Genomic DNA, 16,785 nt, shown 5'->3' on the forward strand with positions numbered 1-16,785 from the left:
AAGGCGCGGCGAACCGGTTATTTCTTGGCGGTCTTGCCAGGGAATTTCGCGGTCAGGCCGGACAATTTACCCAACAGCGATCCGCCGGTCGCGGTGCCCTTCGGCTTCTTGCCCGTCGCGGCATCCTCGGTGGCGGTATCGTTCGCCTCGACGATGTCGGTCGCCAGTTCGATCAGCGGCAGGACCGTCTTCGACCCCTTGCCCGCATCTGCGATCGGCTTGCCCAGCTTGGCGGCTTGAGCCGTCAGCTTGGCGTCGTAGGGGATCACATAGTCCACCGCGCGTTCGATCGAGCCTTCGAAATCCTTGCGGCTGATCTCCAGTTGCGCTGCGGGCTGGACCCGGTTGGCGACGACGATCACGCGCGTCTGCGGCGCGTTCGATTTGAACCACGACAGGATACGGATCGCATCGCGCGCGGCCGCCAGCGTGAATTCCACCGTCAAAACGGCGGTCTGCACATCGGCGACCAGGTGCGGATGCTGGACCAGCATATTGCGCGGCAGATCGATGACGGTGCATTCGAACGCTCCGCGCATTTCCTCTTGAAGCTGGAAGAAGGCCGATCCGTCGGTGACTACCGGCGAATGGATCGGCGCTTCGGCCGACAGCACCGCCAGGCGTTCGGACGCCCGCACCATCGCGCGTTCGATGAACAGTCCGTCGATACGGCTGGGATTTTCGATCGCATCGGTCAGCCCGCGGCCCGGTTCCAGATCGAGGGCGAGCGCACCCGTGCCGAAATGCACGTCGAGATCGAGCAATGCGGTTGCCCGCGCGTTCTTTTCCGACAACAGCCAGGCCAGCGAAGTCGCCAGCGTCGATGCGCCGACACCGCCGCGCGCGCCAATGACCGCAACCGCGCAATGCGGGCGATCGGGGCCGGCCTCGACCGTTTTCGGCGCGTTCAGCATCGCATGGGCGCTGGTGAAGGCTTCGCGCATCACGTCGGGGTTGAGCGGTTTGAGCAGATAATCCTGAATGCCGCTGGCGACAAGATCGCGGTACAGCCGCACGTCGTTCACCTGGCCCGCCGCGATCACGACCGTTCCAGGCTCGCACACTTCGGCAAGCGCGTTGATGTCGTTGAGCGGATCGCCGCTTTCCGAGAGATCGACGAACAGGATGTTGGGGCTGGCGGATACCGACAGCGTCTGCACAGCATTGCGCAGCCCGCCCTTGTTCACCTTTTCGGGTGCCCATCCCATTTCGACCGTGATCGGCCGCAGCGCTTCGGCGGTCGCCTCGTCGCAGACGAAGGCGGCGAACGGCTCTCGCGTGGTGGCGGCGCGGCCGGGGGTCCAAGGTGCGTTCATATCAATTGCTCCCCGTGGATTCGCTTTTCAGCCCTGCAGCGCCGGTCGGTGCCGCGCGGCGATAGGTGCCGATCGCCTTGGTCGACGTGCCTGGATCGCTACCACTGACCGACCCCGGCTGGCCGCGGACCAGATCGTCCGGATTGGCGATCATCGCGGCCAAATTGGAGTTGTGCGCGCAACCGAAATTCGCACCCGCCGCACCATTGAAATTGGGTTTGTAAACGTCGGAAAAATCGGGGCAGGACGGCACCGCCGCGCTCGAACGGCTCAGGACCACGCGGACCGTGCCCGGCTGGACCTGGCCCGTCGTCACCGGCGGGGTGTCGACCAGCAACAGCCCGTAACGGGCAGCTTCGGCGGCGACATCGTCACGTGCGCCTGCGGCATAGCGCGACGGATCGTCGACGCTGATCCGGTCGCCATAAGCGACGCGCATCGCCTCCATCCACCCGCCGAGGCGATTGGATTCACCGGGGGCGAGACGATCGCCAGCGGTCTGAAGGTCGATCGTGTAGTCGGTCCGCTGAACCACCGGCTGGTGCACGGTTTCCAACCCGCGGCGCGGATCGGCGGGGCCGCAGGCGGCCAGCAGGGTCAGCGGCATTGCGATGGCCAGGACCGGATGAAACTTTGTCATCATATATTCCCTTCGATCCCTTAATTGCTGAAGCCGGGTGTAGCGACCGGGCGACCCGGCACGGCACGGGCTTCCTGACGCGCAGGCGGCAAAGTCGGCCCCGACGGCAGCGGCAATGCCGCGCCGGTCATGCCGGGTGCGGCATTGGGGGCCGCGACGCTCGGCTTGGGACGATCCATGCCGTCGCCCGACTGAAGCTGGCCCATGAACACGCGGCCCGGATCGGTCGGCGCAAGATAGCCGTCGGTCGGCAGGACGATGCTGTTGGCATCGACCGGACGCACCAGATAGGGGGTGACGACGATCACGAGTTCGGTTTCCTGACGGCGAAAGCCGTTGGAACGGAACAGCGACCCCAGGATCGGCACATCGCCCAGACCCGGTGTCTTGTTGATCGAATTGTCGTGGTTGTTCTGAAGCAGGCCACCGATGACCAGGCTTTCGCCCGACCCCAGTTCGACGGTCGTTTCGGCACGGCGGGTAATCAGCGCCGGGATCTGGTTGTCGTTCAGCGTGACGGCACCTGCGCTCGACAATTGCGAGACTTCGGGGCGGACGCGCAGTGAGATGCGGCCATCCGCCAGGACAACCGGCGTATAGGCCAGGCTGACGCCATATTGTTTGTATTCGACCGACACGGCGCCCAGACCCTGACTGACCAGGATCGGGATTTCACCACCCGCGAGGAACGTCGCGGTCTCACCCGAAAGCGCGGTCAGCGTCGGATTGGCGAGCGTCGAGACTTGACCTTGGCTTTCACCCGCGTCGAGCGATCCGAGAATGTCGAGCCCGAACAGCCGACCAAAGCCGCCGATCGTCGATCCGATCTCCTTTGCGCCGGGGAACGAATAGAGTGTGTCGCCGGGGCGTGCACCCGCAGCATCGACTTCGGTTGATCCCGGCGTGCCGGGCCGCGTCGTGATCGTCCCCTGACGTCCCGATGCCAGACCGAACTGGAAACCGCCGGTGCGGTCGCGCGTCGTCAGGTTGACGCCGATATCCTTGACGAAGGTCCGGCTGACCTCGGCGATCCGCACATGCAGATTGACCTGAAGCGGCGTTGCGATGCGCAGCCGGTTGACCACCGCCATTTTCAGGGATGCGGCGGGATCCGACGTGTTGACGCCGGGATTGAGCAGCGCGGTCGCCAGGCGCTCGGCCTCTGCCGAGGCTTCGGGCGATGCGACGACGCCGTTGAGCACCGCGAGCTGGCCAACCGTCACGACCTTTACGTCCGCCTCCGGCATTGCCGCGCGCATCATCTTGTCGATCGAGGTCAGGTTCTGGCTGACGCGAATGTTGGACGAGTAGACGACCGTGCCCGTGGCGTTGGTCGCAAAGATCGTCGCTTCGCCGAATGCCTTGCCGAACAGATGGATCTGGCGCGGGTTGGCGACATAAACGTCGGCGACTTCCGGATTGGAGGTCCACACACTCGTCACGGTCGCCGGCAGCGTCACCAGTTCGCCTTCGCCTACCGACAATAGTCGTTCGGTGGTCGGGCGCTGGGCACCTGTCGGTTCGCCGACGCGCGCACGTGGTGCGTTCTGCGCCGGTGCGATCCCCGGCACCGACAGCGCGACCGCGGTCGCGACCGTCGCGGCCAGCGCGCGGCGGAGTTCATGCTTCATACGCATTTCAATTCTTCCCCCCAACCGGAACGTCGGTGACGGTGTTGCCACGTGCCACCCGAACCATCGGTCCCTGAACCACGGGGGCGGCACCCCCGGGATAGCTTGTCGTCTGCGGTGCGCCGTTCATCGGAGCGGCAGTTTCAATGGGCTTGCCGGGCACGGTGCGGCGTTGATAGCGCGACACGTCGGCACCGGTGGATACGCTGGTCGCGCCGACCACCGGACGGGTGGAAACACCGGCCAACATCGCACGTTCCGCATTCGGATCGTCGCTGACTTCGACATCGCCCGATGCGATCGCCTCTTCGAGTTCGCCGGCGTTGTCGGCGATCGAACGCAGCGACAGCGACAGCGAACCGACCGTGCGGGCAACCGCGATCTGTTCGGCGATCGTCGGCGTCGCTTCGATCGTGACGGTTGAATAGGTGACGACTTCGGTATTGCCCGCTTCATCGAGCTTTTTGTCGGTCCGCTGATCGGTGGCGAGCACGCGCAGGTTGCGCAGGATCGTCTCGGATGCCTTCAGGGGCGGGCCATCGCCGCCGCCTGCGACTTCCTGGGTCAGGATCAGGTCGATGCGATCGCCCGGAAACACGAAGCCCGCGACGGACGATTCGGTCGAGACCGGTACGGTCACTGCGCGCATACCGGCACCCAGTGCGGCGGCCAGGAAGCCCCGGTCGCCCGGTTTCACCAGCGCCCCTTGGGTGATCGGCTGACCGGCGGGGATCGCGAAGCGAACCACGGTGCCGACCATCGCCTGAACGTCGGTCGCATCCTTCAGATAATAGGCGCCCTCGACCAGTTCTTTCGGCCAGGGCTGGAACCGCAGCGAATCGGCGGTCAGGATGGTGCCCACGGGCAACGCTTTGGTCGCGACCAGCACTTGCGGGCCATCGACGGGGACATTGCTGCCCGCGACATTGGCACCCGCCACCGGAGCCGAGGCCCCCATGATCATGCTCCGCGCCATGAACGCGGTGACGGCGGCGACGATCAGCGCGCCCACCAGCAAAATGATCTTTTTTCCATCCATGACGCTTCTGGCCTTTTCTGAAGCCGGGTTCGGTTCAATCCCCGGTCATCACCCAAAATGGTTAAGGTTCGGTTGGTGAAACACGATAATTGCGGCGATCGCGATCGCGACGCCGTACGGAATCTCAAGCGGGCTTTCCGATTTCTTCCAGCGATGCTCGATCATCATGATGACGGTCAGCACCCCGCCGATCAGCGACATCAGGATCAGCAGCCAGACCAGCGGTTGCAGCGGCAGCCACAGCGCCAGCGCGCCGAGCATCTTCACATCGCCGCCGCCCATCATTCCGAAATGAAAGGCGAGCGCGAACAGCGCGAAGACCACCACGCCCGACAGCAGTAGCAACGCCATGTCGGGCCAGGGGCTCAGCCCGTTCGCGATCCACCACAACGGGGCGAGGCCCGCGATGGCGGCATTCTTCCAGTTCGCGATCTCGCGCTTGTGCGCGTCCTCGATACCGGCGGAAACCAGCAACAGGCCGAGCGCGACCAGCAAAACGGTTGTGAAAACATCCCCCATGACGCGTTAAGCCTAGACGGCGTGGCTTACGAAAACGTAACCAGCGATGATGTTGTCGCCCGCCCCCCTTCGCCGAGCGCTGCCCGACGGCGCAGTCGTCTCGACTTGGACCGCGCCCGATGGCTGGAGGTTGCGCCGGTTCGACTGGGCGGCACCGACGGGCAAAGTGCGCGGGTCGATCCTGTTTCAGGGCGGGCGCGGCGATATTTTCGAGAAATATCTTGAGGTGTTCGGCCACTGGCACGCCGCGGGCTGGGCGATCACCAGCATCGACTGGCGCGGACAGGCGGGGTCGGGGCGAACCACTGATCACGCACGTTGCGGCGACATTCCCGATTTCGCGATGTTCATCGACGATCTGCGCGGCTTCGGGGCTGAATGGCTGGCAAACGGCGCGGGTCCGCATGTCGCGATCGGCCATTCGATGGGCGGGCACCTGTTGCTGCGCGCGATGGCGGAGCGCGTATTCGTGCCCGATGCGGCGGTGCTGGTCGCGCCGATGCTCGGGCTCAAAGGACCGGGCGGCGCAGGCGTCGGGGAAGCGTTGGCGAAATTCATGTCGCGCTTCGGCCCGGTCAGGCGGCCTGCGTGGAAAGGAAATGAGCGCCCGCACACGCTGCAATCGCGCCAGAAGCTGCTGACGCACGACGCCTCGCGCTACGCCGACGAGCTGTTCTGGCATGAAGCGAAGCCGGAGATCGTCACCGGACCGCCGAGCTGGCGCTGGGTGCTGAACGCGTTTCGATCGACGCGTGAATTGCGACAAAGCGGCAAGGTCGCCAGCGTGCGCGTCCCGATCCTGGGACTGGTCGCCGAAGCCGACGGACTGGTCGATCCGCAAGCGGCGCTTGCGCAACTCGCCGGACCGCCCGACGCGCAAGTGATCCGCTTCGGCAGCGAATCGGCGCACGAAATCCTGCGCGAAGCAGATCCCGTCCGCGACCGCGCCATCGCCGCGATTGACGCGTTTCTGGATGCGAGAGCGCCTGCAAAGTGAGCTACGACATCGCGATTGTCGGTGCCGGGATCGCGGGTGCCAGCCTGGCCGCCGAAGTCGCGCCCCATGCGCGCGTGGTGCTGTTGGAGGCAGAGGATCAGGCGGGCTATCACGCCACCGGGCGATCGGCGGCCTTCTGGTCCGAAACCTATGGCGGGGCAGGGGTCCAGCCGCTGACCACCGCATCGGGACCGGCACTTCGCGACGGCGGTTTCCTAGAGCCGCTGGGCTCGCTCCATATCGGGCGCGAGGGGGACCGCGCAGCCTATGACGCCTTCCTCTCCGAATTCGCGGATACGCCGATCGCACTCAAAGCAGTCGATCCGCACGCGCACATCGCAGGATTGCTGCCCGAATGGACGCTCGGCATCTGGGAACCGAGTTGCGCCTATATCGACGTCGCCGCACTCCACGCCAATTGCCTGTCGCGCGCACGCCGTGCGGGCGCCGAGGTCCGGACCCGCGCCGCACTGCGTCAGGCGGAACGGGTGAGCGGACGCTGGCGCATCACCACGGAAGACGGCGTGATCGAGGCTGATATCCTGGTCGATGCGGCAGGCGCGTGGGCCGACGAAGTCGCGCGGATTGCAGGCGCAAACCCCATCGGCATCGCCGCCTATCGCCGCACGCTCGTCCAGCTCCGCATCGATCCGCCGACCACGCCCGCCATGCCGCACGTCGCCGCGATCGACGGCAGTTTCTACTGGAAGCCGGAAGCGGGCGGAAAATTGTGGCTCAGCCCGCACGATGAAATCCCGACCGACCCGTGCGACGCGCAACCCGAGGAACTCGACGTCGCCATCGCCATCGACCGGCTGGAACACGCCGTCGATTGGCGGATCATGGGCGTTGAGCGTAAATGGGCAGGCCTGCGAAGCTTCGCGCCCGACCGCCTGCCGGTGTACGGATTCGCGGCGGACACCCCCGGCTTTTTCTGGTTCGCAGGGCAGGGCGGCTTCGGCATCCAGACCGCGCCTGCCGCCGCGATGATCGGGGCCAGCCTGTTGCTGGGGCGCACGCCGGACGCGGCGGTCGCGGGAATCGACGCCGAACGCTATGCGCCCACGCGCTTCGGCTAGTATCCAGCCTGCTCATCCCGATCCGTTCGTTTCGAGCGAAGTCGAGAAACGTGAAATTGGTGTTTGGGTCGCGTTTCTCGACTTCGCTCGAAACGAACGGTTGAGGGAGAGCGGGACTAACTGCTCGACAGCTTCATCAGCACGATGCCGCTGGCGATCAGCAGCGCCGCCGTGATCCGCATCGGCGTCGCGGCTTCGCCCAGAAAGGCGATCCCGACCAGGAACGCCCCCATCGCGCCGATGCCGGTCCAAATCATATAGCTGGTCCCCAGCGGCAGCGAACGCATCGCCCAGGCGAGCAGCCCGAAACTGACGAACATCGCCGCAAAGGTGATGAGTGTCGGTACCGGGCGGGTGAATCCTTCGGACAATTTCATCGAATAGGCCCAGGCCACTTCGAACAATCCGGCGATAAACAATGCAATCCAGGCCATGATGATCGGCCCTCCTTTCGCAAAAAGGGCCGGGCCGTCCCGGACTTGATACCCATTTAGGGGGAGGACGTGGCCTCGCGAGCGGCTATCTAGGACCCGGACTGCGCGGGGGCAAGCGTCAGGCTACTGCGCCACCGCCGCGTCACTCGCGAGCTTGTCCGCACGCTCGTTGTCGGGGTGCCCGGCATGGCCCTTCACCCACACCCAGTCGATGCGGTGCGGTTTCGCCGCGGCCCATAATGCCTGCCACAGATCGGCATTCTTGACCGGTTTCTTGTCCGCGGTCCGCCAGCTATTCTTCAGCCAGCCGTGCATCCACTTCGTCATGCCGTCCATCACGTAGCGACTGTCGGTGGACAGGGTGACGTGGCAGGGGCGCTTCAACGCCTCAAGCGCGCAGATCACCGCCATCATTTCCATGCGGTTGTTGGTGGTGTGCGCTTCGCAGCCGGAAAGCTCTTTTTCATGCGCGCCCGACCGCACGATCGCGCCCCATCCGCCGCGCCCCGGATTGCCCTTGCACGCGCCATCGGTCGCGATTTCCACGCGGGTCAACTCGGTTGCATCGGCATCGCTCATGCGAACGCGCTGTGACCGTTTTCGCCGTACCAGTCGAGCCGCTTGAGATAGGCAATTGGGTCTTTTCGCGTCACCATCGCGTCCGCAGGCGTATTCAGCCAGTCCCAGGCGCGGGTCAGCAGGAAGCGGATGCACGCGCCCTCCGCCAGCACCGGCAGTGCGGCGCGCTCCGCATCGCTCAGCCCAAAGCTCGCCGCATAGCCATCAACGATCCCGCGCCCGACTTCCGGCGCCAAGGCCACGCCCTTCGCATCGAATGCCCAGGAGGTGTGCATCACCGCCACATCATAGGCGCGGACGTCGGAACAGGCGAAGTAGAAGTCGATCAGGCCCGTTACCCGGTCGCCCAGCATCAGCACATTGTCGGGAAACAGATCGGCATGGATCGGTGCGGTCGCCAGGTCGCGCGGCCAGTCATGTTCCACCCGGTCGAGCGCGCTCGACACCTGCGCGAACAGGCCGGCCGTGATCGCGTCCATCGCGGCCCCGCAGCGGTCGAGCAGCGGTCGCCACGCTTCGACGCCCAGGCTGTTCGAGCGGACGCCCGAAAAGTCGGCCAGCGCCGCGTGCAACCCGCCCAGCGCCTTGCCACCGTTCATCGCCTGCGCAGGGGTGGGATGCGACAGCGACACGCCCGGCAGGAATTCGATCAGGCACGCCGGGCGGCCTTCGAGTTCGTGGATCAGCGCGCCCGAGCGATCGGCAATCGCACCCGGCACCGGCTGCCCCGCCGCTGCCGCATGGCCGAGCAGCGCCATGAAATAGGGAAGATCGTCCGCCGCGACACGCTTTTCGTAAAGGGTCAGGATGAAGCGGTCGCGGGTGGTTTCGATCAGGTAATTACTGTTCTCGACACCTTCCGCGATGCCCTTGGCGGACACGAGGTCACCGACGTCGAATTTGGCGAGGAAGGCGGATAACGCTTCGGCGGAGACTTGGGTGTAGACAGCCATGAGCTTGGACTAGCCAATCGCGCAATCCCTGTCGAAGGCGGGTTTTCTTTCATGCCGCCAAGCCAATTCCGCAGTGCTCCTGCGAACGCAGGAGCGATGACGGCATGGGCCGCGCTCGCTTCTCCAGCGCTCCTGCGTTCGCAGGAGCACGATTACGCCGCCTCCAACCCACGCGGCAATTTGAACACGATGGTCTCTTCCGCGGTTTTCACCTCGCGCTCGTGTACCTCGAATCGGGTGGCGATGTGATCGACGACTTCGCGTACCAATGCTTCGGGCGCCGACGCACCTGCGGTGATCCCCAGCGTGCCGACGCCGGCCAGCCATTCCCAATCGAGTTCGTCGCCCCGCTGGATCAGATACGCGTCGGTGCCCTCGCGCTTGGCAACCTCGACCAGCCGCAGCGAATTCGACGAATTGGGCGCGCCGATCACCAGCACCAGGTCGCAGGACGATGCCATCGCCTTCACCGCTTCCTGCCGGTTGGAGGTCGCGTAGCAAATGTCGTCCGCCTTTGGCGCGACGATGGCCGGGAAACGACGGTTGAGCACTTCCAGAATTGCGGCGGTATCGTCCACCGACAGCGTGGTCTGGGTCAGAAACGCAAGCTTTTCGGGCTCGGCGACCTGAACCGCCTCCGCATCCTCGACCGTTTCGATCAGCGTCATGCTGCCCTCGGGCACCTGACCGAACGTGCCGATGACTTCCGGATGGCCTTCATGCCCGACGAACAGGATGTGCTGGCCCGCCGCGACCAGGCGTTCGGACTGACGATGGACCTTGGACACGAGCGGGCAGGTCGCGTCGAGATAGGCAAGGCCGCGACTGGTCGCCTCCGCGGGCACCGATTTGGGCACGCCATGTGCGGAAAACACGACCGGCACGCCGTCGGGCACCTGGTCCAGTTCGTCGACGAACACCGCGCCCTTCGCCCGCAGGCTATCGACGACATATTTGTTGTGGACGATCTCGTGCCGGACATAGACCGGCGCGCCGTGACGCTCCAATGCGACTTCGACGATCTGGATCGCCCGGTCCACCCCGGCGCAAAACCCGCGCGGCGCGGCGATCAACAGTTCGAGGCTCGGCTTTTCGGACTGGGTCATGGGGTGGGCACTTACGCGATTGCTTGCTTGTGCGAAAGCCGGTTCCTATGAAGTCCACCGCGCCCGCGCTGCCAAGCGCTGGTCCCGTATCGAAAGGTTGAGTGCCTCGTGAAGCTGACCCGTATCGCCGCCCCCGCCATCGCCCTAGCCGTGCTTGCCGGTTGTGCACGCGAAGGCGACCTCAATCTCGAAGGCGGAGTCGGCATCTCGGCAGTGCGCAGCGCGTGCCCGATCGTTGGCGTGCCGCAGTATCTGGGCGACATCACGCTGTTCACGGGCGCTCAGCAGACCGCGAACGCGATCGACGTGACCGCGACGATCACCAATGTCCGCGCGACCTGCACCGAGAACGAAACCGATATCGTCACCGAAATCACGTTCGACGTGCTCGCGCGCCGGACCCAGACGGCGCAGGCACGCCAGGTGGTGCTCCCCTATTTCGTGACCACCGTTCAGGGTGGGACCGCGGTGACGGCCAAGCGCGTCAGCCGCGTCGCGGTCGATTTCGCCGCGGGCGCAGAGCGCGCGCAGACCCGCGGTGGTGGTACTGCCGTCGTCAGCCGCGCGGCGGCGACGATTCCTGCCGACATCCGCGAACAGCTTACCCGCCGCCGCCGCGCAGGCGACACCGACGCAGCGGTCGATCCGCTGACCGTACCCGCCGTGCGCGAAGCGGTGCAGCGCGCGACATTCGAGGCGCTGGTCGGCTTCCAGCTCACCGACGAGCAGCTCAAGTATAACGCCACGCGTTAAAGCGGACACGGTCGATCGGTTTGACGATTGACTAGGCGGAGGCGCGCCGCCAAGGCTCGCCTTAGTCGTCGAGCAAGTTCGCTTGCTCGGAGTCGCGCGGGAGAGGCCCTGGATTCGATCCGGGGCGCCGAAGGAGCAACCGCCCCGGAATCTCTCAGGCAAAAGGACCGCGCGGGTCATGACGCTCTGGAAAGCGTCGCTGTGCGAACGGCGACCACCGAAGGGGTAAGCCGGGTCTTCCAAGCCCCGGTCAAAGCTCTCAGGTTCCCGTGACAGAGGGGGCGATGGACCATTGCCGCGCGTGCGCGCGTTGATCCGTCGTCTTTCATGCCGGGAGCCGATGATTTTGAGCGATATTGAGACCGAAATTCCCGACGCCGACGCGATCGACACCGAATCGCTACCGCTCGACGCCTGGCATCGCGCCAAGGGTGGCCGGATGGTCCCGTTCGCGGGCTACGAAATGCCTGTGCAGTACGAGGGCATCATGGCCGAGCATCTCTGGACGCGTGAATCGGCGGGCCTGTTCGACGTCAGCCATATGGGCCAGCTCGTATTTTCGGGCGACGGCGCGGCCAAAGCGCTGGAGGCATTGCTTCCGGGCGACATTACCGGGCTGAAGCCTGCAAAGATGCGCTATTCGCTGCTGCTTGCCGACAATGGTGGCATTCTCGACGATCTGATGATCTCCAACCTGACCACCGCCAACCCGTTCGAAGCGGGCGAGGGCGATCTGTACATGGTCGTCAACGGCGCGACCAAGTGGGACGATCTCGGCTATCTGCGCGAGCATCTCGCCGATGAGATCACGATCAACCACCTGGACGAACGCGCGTTGCTGGCGTTGCAGGGGCCAAAGGCCGTCGACGCGCTCGGTCGCCTCGTGCCGGGCGTCGCCGCGCTGACCTTCATGACCGCAGGCGCGTTCGACTGGCAGGGCAATGCGCTGTGGATCAGCCGTTCGGGTTATACCGGCGAGGACGGGTTCGAGATTTCGGTGGACGCATCGGCGGTAGAGGCACTTGCCGACGCGCTGGTCGACCAACCCGAGGTCAAGCCGATCGGGCTTGGCGCACGCGATTCGCTGCGGCTGGAGGCCGGATTGCCGCTCTACGGCCACGATCTGGACGATGACACGACTCCGGTGATGGCCGATCTAGGCTTCGCGCTGTCGAAGCGCCGTCGCGAGGAAGGCGGCTTCATGGGTGCGGAGCGCATTTTGCTCGAACGCGAACAAGGCCCGATTGCCAAGCGCGTCGGCCTGATCGTCGAAGGTCGCCAGCCGGTCCGCGAAGGCGCGATGGTGGTGGACGCCGACGGCAACGAAGTCGGCAAGGTCACCAGCGGCGGGTTCGCCCCCTCGGTCGGGAAACCGATCGCGATGGCCTATGTCCCCGCCGCCTCCGCCGCGCCCGGCACCACCATCCAGCTTGCGCAACGCGGCAAGGTCCACAGCGCGACCGTCACCGCCATGCCCTTCATTCCCCATAATTATGTTCGTGCAGGAGCTTCGAAATGAGCCGTTATTTCACCGAAGATCATGAATGGGTCGATGTCGATGGCGATATCGGCACCGTCGGCATTACCGATTATGCGCAGGGCCAGCTTGGCGACATCGTGTTCGTCGACGTCCCCGAAGAGGGCAAGGCACTGACCAAGGGCGACGAGGCCGCGGTGGTCGAATCGGTCAAGGCTGCGTCGGACGTTTACACGCCGGTCTCGGGCGTGGTGCTGGAAGGCAATTCGGCGCTCGAGGACAATTCGGGCCTCGTCAACGAAGATGCCGAGGGCGAGGGCTGGTTCTTCAAACTGACGATCAGCGACATGAGCGAACTCGACGGCCTGATGGACGACGCCAAATACGCGGATTTCGTCGCTAAGCTTTGATGGATAGTCGCCCCTCCCCTTCAGGGGAGGGGTTGGGGTGGGGATTCTCGTCAGGCGCTGCGCTTGTGGCGAGGCCCCACCCCCCGGCCCCTCCCCTGAAGGGGAGGGGGGAAGGAATATAATGCGCTACCTGCCCCTGACCGACACCGACCGTTCGGAAATGCTCAGCCTCATCGGCGCGGCATCGATCGACGATCTGTTTATCGATGTGCCAGAGGCCGCGCGCCTCGACGGCCCTATCCACGGCCTGCCGAACCACGCCAGCGAACTCAGCGTTGAGCGCCACATGACGAAGCTGGCGCGGCAGAACATGGTCGCGGGCGAAGTGCCGTTCTTCCTCGGTTGCGGCGCGTATCGCCATCATGTGCCCGCCAGCGTCGATCATCTGATCCAGCGCGGCGAGTTCCTGACCGCCTACACGCCGTATCAGCCCGAAATCGCGCAGGGCACGCTGCAGATGCTGTTCGAGTTCCAGACGCAGGTGGCGCGCCTGCTCGGCACCGATGTCGCCAACGCATCGATGTACGACGGCTCGACCGCATGCTGGGAAGCGGTGACGATGGCGCGCCGCGTGACCAAGCGGGCGAAGGCGATCTTCTCGGGCGGCGTCCATCCGCATTACGTTTCCGTCGCAACGACGATGGCCAAATATACCGGCGATGTGGTCGAGACGCGACTGCCGACGCTGACTGCGGAGCCCGATACCGCCGATCTGATCGCCGCGATTGACGGCGAGACTTCCTGCGTAGTCGTCCAATATCCCGACATTTTGGGCCGCATCGGCGACCTGTCGGAACTCGCCGCCGCGTGTCAGGCGAACAAGGCGCTGTTGATCGCGGTCGTCACCGAGCCGGTGGCGCTGGGCGCGATCAAGTCGCCGGGAGAGATGGGCGCTGACATCGTCGTCGGCGAAGGCCAGTCGATCGGCGTCGGCCTGCAATTCGGCGGGCCTTATGTCGGGCTGTTCGGCTGCAAGGAGAAATATGTCCGCCAGATGCCGGGCCGCCTGTGCGGCGAGACGGTGGATGCGGAAGGAAAACGCGGCTTCGTCCTGACGCTGTCCACCCGTGAACAGCATATCCGCCGCGAAAAGGCGACGTCCAACATCTGCACCAACAGCGGCCTGTGCGCGCTGGCTTTTTCGATCCACATGACGTTGCTTGGCGAAAAGGGCCTGCGCGAGCTGGCGGCGATCAACCATGCAAAGGCGTGCTCCGCCGCCGACCGGTTGGCGAAGGTGCCGGGCATAGAGATCGTGACGGGCGCGTTCTTCAATGAATTCACCTTGAAGCTGCCCAAGGAAGCTCGCCCGATCGTCCGCGATCTCGCCGATAAGGGCGTGCTGGCGGGCGTGTCGCTCGGGCGGCTCTATCCAGGCGTCGAGGCATTGGAGAGCGGGCTGGTCGTCGCGGTCACCGAAACCGTCACCGATGAGGATATCGAAGCGCTGGCGACGGCGCTTGAGGAGGAACTGGCATGAACCTCTCCCACACTCTTCGTTCGTCCCGAGTAGCCTTCGAGCTTGTCGAGAAGGCGTATCGAGGGATGGTCACGGAGGGCTGTCTCGATACGGGTTCTCGACAAGCTCGAACCCCACTCGACACGAACGGATTTGGCTTGGAGGTTTCGGCATGAGCGCGGTCAATCAGAGCGGCTGGCGTCCCGAGATGGGCGATGCGGACGGCGCAGGTACGAAGACCTTCACCGGCAACCGCGCGCTGATGCTGGAAGAAGCGCTGATCTTCGAGATCGGATCGACCGACACGACGGGTGTCGATTTCGATCAAGCCCCTCCCCTTCAGGGGAGGGGCTTAAAAACCGCCTCGGCAGTCTCGCGCGCACTGCGCCGATCGGGCTCCCCGGTCTGTCCGAACCCGAAACTGTGCGCCACTATACGCGCCTGTCGCGCCAGAACTACGCCATCGACCTTGGCCTGTTCCCGCTCGGCTCTTGCACGATGAAGCACAACCCGCGCCTCAACGAGCGCATGGCGCGGCTCCCCGGCTTCGCGGACGTCCACCCTTTGCAGCCTGTCGATACGGTGCAGGGCGCGCTCGGCGTCATCAACGAACTCGCTTTCTGGCTGATCGAGCTGACCGGCATGTACGGCGTGGCGATGAGCCCCAAGGCGGGGGCACATGGCGAATTGTGCGGCATTTTGTGCATCAAGGCGGCGTTGGAGAAACGCGGCGAAGGGCACCGCAAGGTTATCCTGTGCCCGACCAGCGCCCACGGCACGAATCCTGCGACGGCGGCGTTTGCCGGCTTCACCGTCGAGGATATTCCCGCGACCGCCGAAGGCCGCGTCGATCTGGAAGCGCTCAAGGCACGCCTCGGACCCGATGTGGCGGGCGTGATGATCACCAACCCCAACACCTGCGGCCTGTTCGAACGCGATATGAAGGCAATTTCGGACGCGGTGCATGCGGCGGGCGGCTACGTCTATTGCGACGGCGCGAACTTCAACGCGATCGTCGGGCGCGTGCGCCCCGGCGACCTCGGCGTCGATGCGATGCACATCAACCTGCACAAGACCTTTTCCACCCCGCATGGCGGCGGCGGACCCGGCTCCGGCCCGGTAGTCCTGTCGGAGGCACTCGCGCCGTTCGGCCCGCTGCCCTTCACTGCGCGGATGGCCGATGGGCATATCCAGTTGATCGAGGAAGAGACGGCGGGCGACGACCATCCCGACACGTTCGGGCGGATGACGGCGTTTCACGGCCAGATGGGCATGTTCACCCGCGCGCTGACCTACATCCTCAGCCACGGTGCCGATGGCCTGAAACAGGTTGCCGAGGATGCGGTGCTCAATGCCAATTACGTGTTGCGCAGCCTTGAAGGCGTGCTCGACGCGCCGTTCGCCGCTTCGGGGCCGTGCATGCACGAGGCGCTGTTCAGTGACAAAAGCTTGGCCGAGGGCTTCTCGACGCTGGACGTCGCCAAGGGGCTGATCGACGAGGGTTATCACCCGATGACAGTCTATTTCCCATTGGTCGTCCACGGCGCAATGCTGGTCGAGCCGACCGAAACCGAGAGCAAGGCTGCGCTCGACCAGTTCATCGGCGCGCTGCGCAGCGTGGCGGAACGGGCGAAGGCGGGGGATGCGTCGCTCAAATCGGCACCGCATTTCGCACCGCGTCGTCGCCTCGACGAAACGCTGGCCGCCAGGAAGCCGGTGCTGGTGTGGAAAGACCCAGAGCTGGCGAAGGCGGCGGAGTGAGGCTGGCGATATTCGATCCGTTTGTCCTGAGTAGCCCCTGAGCAAGGTCGAAGGGGCGTATCGAAGGATGCTTCGATACAGGGCTTCGGCTTCGCTCAGCCCTTACTCAGCACGAACGGTATCACGTGTTTCTTACCGCGCGCTGCTCCGCACGAACGCCGTATTCACCCAGCCCGCCACGCACGGCCCCTCATAAGCACGCGGCGACGACACCCGCACGCCGACCCCGCAATCGCTCTCGGGCGCATCGGCGGGGGGCACGATGACCCCCATCCAGCGCTGGTCGATCGTCTGCGTGCACACGATCAGGCGGCTTCCCTCGGCAAGGCCGTTCCCGACCTGCGCGCCATTGGCGAATGGCGCGGTCCGCACCGGCAGCAACGGTTCGCCCCCGGTATTCACCACCGTCCCCCGTGTCGCGCAGGCCGCGAAGTTCGGACCAGCCTCGCCGATCCGGACGGGGCGGGGCGTTGGTGCCATATCGGTCGCAGCTCCGGTTTCTGCCGGGGCGGGCGCATTCGCCGGAGTATCGAGCGGGTCGCGCGCGTCGCAGGCGGCGAGGGGAAGCAGGAGCAGCACGAGCCAAATTCGCATGTCGACCAAGCTAAACGCCCAACGCGCGAAAGGCGAGC

16 protein-coding genes, 1 pseudogene and 1 riboswitch are annotated in these 16,785 nt (G+C 65.1%); of the genes and pseudogenes, 7 read left to right on the forward strand and 10 right to left on the reverse strand.

All coding sequences use genetic code 11. The features are described from left to right. Positions 1–17: 17 nt before the first annotated feature. From ENHY17A_RS09810 to ENHY17A_RS09830, 5 genes are read right to left on the reverse strand one after another with little or no spacing between them, the layout of a single operon-like run. Positions 18–1,316 (reverse strand): nucleotide-binding protein, encoded by a 1,299-nt coding sequence (locus ENHY17A_RS09810; RefSeq protein WP_159712297.1) that lies wholly within the window; start codon positions 1,314–1,316, stop codon positions 18–20. A gap of 1 nt (position 1,317) precedes the next feature. After that, positions 1,318–1,959, reverse strand: coding sequence for a CpaD family pilus assembly protein (locus ENHY17A_RS09815; protein WP_328799135.1), 642 nt, complete (start codon positions 1,957–1,959; stop codon positions 1,318–1,320). A 17-nt stretch (positions 1,960–1,976) separates the two neighbouring features. Further along, positions 1,977–3,593: a type II and III secretion system protein family protein gene (locus ENHY17A_RS09820; RefSeq protein WP_159712301.1), complete on the reverse strand. Its 1,617-nt coding sequence runs from the start codon at positions 3,591–3,593 to the stop codon at positions 1,977–1,979. A 1-nt stretch (position 3,594) separates the two neighbouring features. Then, positions 3,595–4,626 (reverse strand): Flp pilus assembly protein CpaB, encoded by a 1,032-nt coding sequence (cpaB, locus tag ENHY17A_RS09825; RefSeq protein WP_159712303.1) that lies wholly within the window; start codon positions 4,624–4,626, stop codon positions 3,595–3,597. A gap of 48 nt (positions 4,627–4,674) precedes the next feature. Then, positions 4,675–5,145 (reverse strand): A24 family peptidase, encoded by a 471-nt coding sequence (locus ENHY17A_RS09830; protein WP_159712305.1) that lies wholly within the window; start codon positions 5,143–5,145, stop codon positions 4,675–4,677. Positions 5,146–5,191: 46 nt separating this feature from the next. Here ENHY17A_RS09830 and ENHY17A_RS09835 point away from each other — a divergent pair, with 46 nt between their 5' ends. Beyond that, entirely contained in the window at positions 5,192–6,142 is a 951-nt protein-coding gene (locus tag ENHY17A_RS09835; RefSeq protein ID WP_328799136.1) for an alpha/beta fold hydrolase, read from the forward strand. Further along, entirely contained in the window at positions 6,139–7,221 is a 1,083-nt protein-coding gene (locus ENHY17A_RS09840) for an NAD(P)/FAD-dependent oxidoreductase (protein WP_159712307.1), read from the forward strand. The genes ENHY17A_RS09835 and ENHY17A_RS09840 overlap by 4 nt, the downstream gene beginning before the upstream one ends. Positions 7,222–7,337: 116 nt before the next feature. On the opposite strand, the gene ENHY17A_RS09845 is transcribed toward ENHY17A_RS09840, so the two are convergent. The 4 genes from ENHY17A_RS09845 to ispH all read right to left on the reverse strand — a co-directional run bounded on the left by ENHY17A_RS09845 (position 7,338) and on the right by ispH (position 10,293). Beyond that, positions 7,338–7,655, reverse strand: coding sequence for a DMT family transporter (locus ENHY17A_RS09845; protein ID WP_159712309.1), 318 nt, complete (start codon positions 7,653–7,655; stop codon positions 7,338–7,340). A 123-nt stretch (positions 7,656–7,778) separates the two neighbouring features. Further along, positions 7,779–8,234: a ribonuclease HI gene (gene rnhA, locus ENHY17A_RS09850; RefSeq protein WP_159712311.1), complete on the reverse strand. Its 456-nt coding sequence runs from the start codon at positions 8,232–8,234 to the stop codon at positions 7,779–7,781. Then, positions 8,231–9,187: a homoserine kinase gene (gene thrB / locus ENHY17A_RS09855; protein WP_159712313.1), complete on the reverse strand. Its 957-nt coding sequence runs from the start codon at positions 9,185–9,187 to the stop codon at positions 8,231–8,233. Before thrB ends, rnhA begins: the two co-directional genes overlap by 4 nt. A 152-nt stretch (positions 9,188–9,339) precedes the next feature. Next, positions 9,340–10,293, reverse strand: coding sequence for a 4-hydroxy-3-methylbut-2-enyl diphosphate reductase (gene ispH / locus ENHY17A_RS09860; RefSeq protein ID WP_159712315.1), 954 nt, complete (start codon positions 10,291–10,293; stop codon positions 9,340–9,342). A 108-nt stretch (positions 10,294–10,401) separates the two neighbouring features. On the opposite strand from ispH, the gene ENHY17A_RS09865 reads away from it, so the two are divergent. The 5 genes and pseudogenes from ENHY17A_RS09865 (at position 10,402) to gcvPB (ending at position 16,153) form a co-directional block, all read left to right on the forward strand. Beyond that, entirely contained in the window at positions 10,402–11,046 is a 645-nt protein-coding gene (locus tag ENHY17A_RS09865; RefSeq protein ID WP_159712317.1) for a hypothetical protein, read from the forward strand. Between the two features lie 87 nt (positions 11,047–11,133). Further along, positions 11,134–11,226: riboswitch (glycine riboswitch) on the forward strand. Positions 11,227–11,386: 160 nt separating this feature from the next. Continuing rightward, positions 11,387–12,565 (forward strand): glycine cleavage system aminomethyltransferase GcvT, encoded by a 1,179-nt coding sequence (gene gcvT / locus ENHY17A_RS09870; protein WP_159712319.1) that lies wholly within the window; start codon positions 11,387–11,389, stop codon positions 12,563–12,565. Next, positions 12,562–12,933 (forward strand): glycine cleavage system protein GcvH, encoded by a 372-nt coding sequence (gene gcvH, locus ENHY17A_RS09875; protein ID WP_159712321.1) that lies wholly within the window; start codon positions 12,562–12,564, stop codon positions 12,931–12,933. Before gcvT ends, gcvH begins: the two co-directional genes overlap by 4 nt. Before the next feature lie 121 nt (positions 12,934–13,054). Beyond that, the gene (gcvPA, locus tag ENHY17A_RS09880; protein WP_159712323.1) at positions 13,055–14,413 is read left to right on the forward strand and encodes an aminomethyl-transferring glycine dehydrogenase subunit GcvPA; all 1,359 of its coding nucleotides are present in this window, start codon (positions 13,055–13,057) and stop codon (positions 14,411–14,413) included. Positions 14,414–14,564: 151 nt separating this feature from the next. Next, positions 14,565–16,153, forward strand: a pseudogene (gcvPB, locus tag ENHY17A_RS09885) (aminomethyl-transferring glycine dehydrogenase subunit GcvPB). 132 nt (positions 16,154–16,285) lie between these two features. Here gcvPB and ENHY17A_RS09890 read toward each other — a convergent pair. Then, positions 16,286–16,747, reverse strand: coding sequence for a hypothetical protein (locus tag ENHY17A_RS09890; protein WP_159712325.1), 462 nt, complete (start codon positions 16,745–16,747; stop codon positions 16,286–16,288). Positions 16,748–16,785 lie beyond the last annotated feature (38 nt).

Origin of the sequence: Sphingomonas sp. AX6 (assembly GCF_902506605.1) — a bacterium.
Lineage (GTDB): Bacteria > Pseudomonadota > Alphaproteobacteria > Sphingomonadales > Sphingomonadaceae > Sphingomonas.